The sequence below is a fragment of the Betaproteobacteria bacterium genome (assembly GCA_009377585.1).
GTDB lineage: Bacteria > Pseudomonadota > Gammaproteobacteria > Burkholderiales > WYBJ01 > WYBJ01.
In genome coordinates this window covers 1-3,846 of sequence record WHTS01000230.1, presented here as the reverse complement: position 1 = coordinate 3,846, position 3,846 = coordinate 1, and the positions used below count along the sequence as shown (strand labels likewise).

The window sequence follows — 3,846 nt, the reverse complement described above, 5'->3', positions numbered from 1 at the left end:
CAATGGGCGAGGCGCATCGGCGAGCTACTGGAGAGCGTCGGCTTGTTACCCGAACACGCGCAACGCTACCCGCATGAATTTTCCGGCGGTCAGCGCCAGCGTATCGGCATCGCCCGCGCGCTCGCATTGAATCCGGAGATCCTGGTGTGCGACGAACCGGTGTCGGCGCTCGATGTGTCCGTGCAAGCTCAGGTCGTCAACTTGTTGGAGAAGATTCAGTCGAGCTCCCACATCGCGTGCTTGTTCATCGCGCACGATCTGGCCGTCGTGCGTCACATGTCGGACCGAATTGCGGTGATGTACCTGGGGCGCATTGTCGAAATCGGCACGGTCGAGAGGGTGTACAAAACGCCTCGTCACCCTTACACCAAAGCCTTGCTCTCCGCACAGCCGCGCATCGACTTTTCGAACGAAGCAGGCGTCGATCGGATTCGGCTCCAGGGCGAGGTTCCGAGCCCGGCCAATCCCCCATCAGGATGCCGCTTTCGTACCCGCTGCTGGAAGGCGCAGGCTCTTTGCGCGGAGCAATCGCCACCGCTGCTCGCCGACGGTCCAGACCACCAGGTGGCGTGTCACTTTCCCGTCGAACCGACTGACGCCGCTACACCGCTCGCGCCCGGATTACCAGATCCCGCCCCAAGCGCAGCCTGATTGAGGGCCGTTATCACGGCTGCAGGACCTGAAGAATGGAGCCACTCTCCTCGCGGCCGTTTCGGTGTGTACTCCACCGACGCTTGACCGCGCACGCGGATCAGGACCCGTCGGTCGTAACGCGAGCTACTTCTGCAGCGCGGCAACTCCGGCCTTGGCGATTTCCTCGTCCTCTTCCGACTTGGCGCCGCTCACGCCGATCGCGCCGAGCACACGGCCGTCGCGCAGCACCGGCACGGCGCCCTGCGCAGGCACCATCTCCCCGGGCACGGACAGCATGAACGCCTGCATCACCGGCGAGCTCGCCCGCGCGGTGAGCTCGGCGCTCGGCACGCCAAAATTGGCCGACGCGTAGGCCTTGCCTTTCGAAATGCCCGCCGTGCGCCAGGACACGCCGTCGAGGCGCACCATGGTCAGCAAGTCCCCCCGTCCGTCCACGACCGAGATCGACACTTTGACGTCCATCTGCTGCGCCTTGGCCTGCGCTGCTTGCAGCATCTTCTGTGCTTCGCTCGAGGTCAGATACATGTGAGGCTCCTTTGTCGGGATCACTTCGATTGTCTGCGGAAGAGACAGGCTCGCGCGGACCTCCGGCATGGGCTGCGGTCACGCGACAGTGCGATGCTAACATCCGGCAGCGGAGGCTTTCCTCCTCTCCTGTGTCGGTCGCCGCTTCGGCAGCTCAACGCCTTACGCCTGAAACGTATCGGATTTGCGCCTCGCAGCAGAATCGTACTGAGGCGCCGGCGTACGCGCCGGAATTGCGCGCAAACGACCGATTCTCGCTGCCCTCGGAAGCATCTTATTTCTTTTTTTCCGCAGCGGCACTATGCTGAGATCAACCGACTGTCTGAGTTCTTGCTATGTGGACTATCGGGCCACCCGGCATGCTGCAGACACGGTACGCAACGCTCGGAGGAGCCTCGCATTGCGCGTGCCGCTTCGAATGTCCAGAGGTTCAGCACGAGTCGATGACATCGAGCTTTTCGCCGGCGCGCGTTCTCGATGCCCGGGACCCTAGCTAGGTGCGGTTCAATCCACATGGAGGATAGGCGATGAAGATCCAACACGGCCTGATCAGTTGCGACTCGCATGCCCAACTGCACAAGGACAACTGGACCAGCCGCATGTCGCACTCGAAGTTCGGCGACAGCATTCCTCAGCTTCGGGAAACCACCGACAAGGCGCACATGGCATTGGCCTCGGAGCGGCCGGTGCAGCGCTGGTTCGTCAACGGCAAAGTAGTGGGCGAACGCGGCACCGTGAACTGTCCTACGGCGATGAACGACCCGATGCGCAGAACCTTTCCGCAGCGCTGGGACGAGGTGCCGTCGTTCGTCTACGATCCGGTCGAACGCCTCAAAGCCCTCGACCGCGATGGCGTCGACGGCGAGGTGCTGTTTCCGAACGATCCGATCCAGAGCGGCACGATCCTGCAGGGCGATGCCGAGTTCGAGCTGGCGTGCGTGCAGGCCTACAACGACGGGCTCGCCGAATGGCGCCAAGCGAGCGATCGTTTCGTCCCGCTTGCGCTGATCCCGTATCTGAACGGGATTGAAGCGGCCGCGAAGGAGACACGCCGCGCGGTCGAGAAGGGCCATCGCGGCATCGTCATGCTGGCCGAACCGAGCCGGACGCGCCCGGGCTTCAAGCACTTCAACGACCCTTGGTGGGATCCTTTATGGGCGACGTGCCAGGATCTTGACGTGCCCATCCATTGGCACTCGGGAGCCGGGCTGCGCCTGACGATCCCGCGCTGGAAGGGCTACACGCAGAACCAGGGTCAGGCGATGGGTCCCTCGGGCAACTTCTCCACCCAGGCGCAGTTCATTCCCAATCTCATTTTTTCGGGCGTGCTGGATCGCTTCCCGCGTCTGCGCTGGGTGTGCGCGGAGACCGGGGTCGGCTGGGTGAACTATGTGCTCGAGGCCTGCGACCACGAGTGGGAACGCCGCCACCTGTGGACGCAGGGCATACTCACGCGACCGAGCGAGCTCTTCAGGCGGCAGATCTACGTTGATTTCTGGTACGAGCGCGCGGGCATCGAGCTGCGTCACCTGGTCGGCCTGGACAACATCATGTGGGAGTCGGATTTCCCGCATTCCACGTCCACGTTTCCCGAGTCGCGGCAGTTCGTCGAACGCACGCTGCACGGCGTCCCGCCGCAGGAGCGCAATCAGCTCCTGTACGGCAATGCAGTACGAGTCTACGGTCTCTCCTGAAAGGCGACCCGACCATGGAGCTCAAATACGGATTCATCAGCGCCGACGATCACGTGCAGGAGCACCCCGAGGTATGGACTGCGCGCATGTCGAAGTCCCAATGGGGCGAGCGCATCCCGCACCTCGAACGGCAGGCCGATGGCAGCGAGTCCTGGATGGTGGACGGCAAGAAGACCGATCTGCGCGGCGTGGCGCTGGCCGGCGCTGCCATGCCGGACCGCGCCCGCGATCCACAGCGCTGGGAGGAAGTGCCCAAGGTCGCCTACGTGCCAGCCGAGCGCCTGACGGCGATGGATGTCGACGGGGTCGATTATTCGGTTCTCTATCCGAGCGTCGCGGGACGGGCGGGCGAAACCTTCGGGCGCCTCGACGATTCGGCGCTCGAGCTGGCCTGCGTGCAAGCCTACAACGACTGGCTGATCGAGGAATGGGCCGCGTTGAGCCCGCGTTTCATTCCCCAATGCATCGTGCCGCTGGCACCGGTCGATGCTGCGGTGAACGAGATCGAGCGGGCGGTGGCCAAGGGACATCGCGGCGTCGTGCTGCCTCCGGTGCCGATGCTGCTGCGCGAGCTGCCGCACATCAACGAGCCCGTCTACGATCCCATCTGGGCGACCTGCCAGGATCTCGATGTGCCGGTGTGCTTTCACTCGGGGGCATCGCGCGATATCGAGTTCCCGCCGTACGAAGGCTTCACGCCGGAGGTCGCAGCCGCTTTGGAAGCCCTCACCCGTCCGGTGAGCTCCGTGCTGGTGGTGGCGAACTTCCTCTATTCGCAGATCCTGCATCGCTTCCCCCGCCTGCAGGTGGTGTTCGCCGAAACTACGACTGCGTGGGGCGCCTATGAACTGGAGCTCGCCGATCATCAGTTCGAGCGCCAGCGTATCAACACCGAAGGCTACGACCTGAAGCCGTCCGAGCTGTTCCAGCGCCAATGTCATCTGGTCGGATGGTTCGATGCGACCGGGATCAA

The 3,846-nt window shown here is 63.7% G+C and carries 4 protein-coding genes; 3 read left to right on the top strand and 1 reads right to left on the bottom strand.

All coding sequences use genetic code 11. The annotated features are described in order from the left end of the window. Nucleotides 1-651 (top strand): ATP-binding cassette domain-containing protein (locus tag GEV05_30775; GenBank protein MPZ47662.1); only part of this gene is annotated, 651 nt, incomplete at its 5' end. Between the two features lie 126 nt (nucleotides 652-777). Here GEV05_30775 and GEV05_30770 read toward each other — a convergent pair. After that, nucleotides 778-1,248 (bottom strand): heme-binding protein, encoded by a 471-nt coding sequence (locus GEV05_30770; protein MPZ47661.1) that lies wholly within the window; start codon nucleotides 1,246-1,248, stop codon nucleotides 778-780. Between the two features lie 458 nt (nucleotides 1,249-1,706). Between GEV05_30770 and GEV05_30765 the strand changes: the two genes are divergently transcribed. Together GEV05_30765 and GEV05_30760 are read left to right on the top strand one after the other, a co-directional pair. Further along, a complete protein-coding gene (locus tag GEV05_30765) occupies nucleotides 1,707-2,873 on the top strand; it encodes an amidohydrolase family protein (protein MPZ47660.1) in 1,167 nt (388 codons plus the stop codon). A gap of 14 nt (nucleotides 2,874-2,887) precedes the next feature. Further along, nucleotides 2,888-3,846, top strand: a 959-nt coding sequence (locus GEV05_30760; protein MPZ47659.1) for an amidohydrolase family protein, incomplete at its 3' end; no start/stop codon positions are given.

Excerpts from the sequence above, each read along its gene's own strand:
- GEV05_30770 (MPZ47661.1), bottom strand. The coding sequence starts at position 1,248 with ATGCCGGAGGTCCGCGCGAGCCTGTCTCTTCCGCAGACAATCGAAGTG.
- GEV05_30765 (MPZ47660.1), top strand. The coding sequence starts at position 1,707 with ATGAAGATCCAACACGGCCTGATCAGTTGCGACTCGCATGCCCAACTG.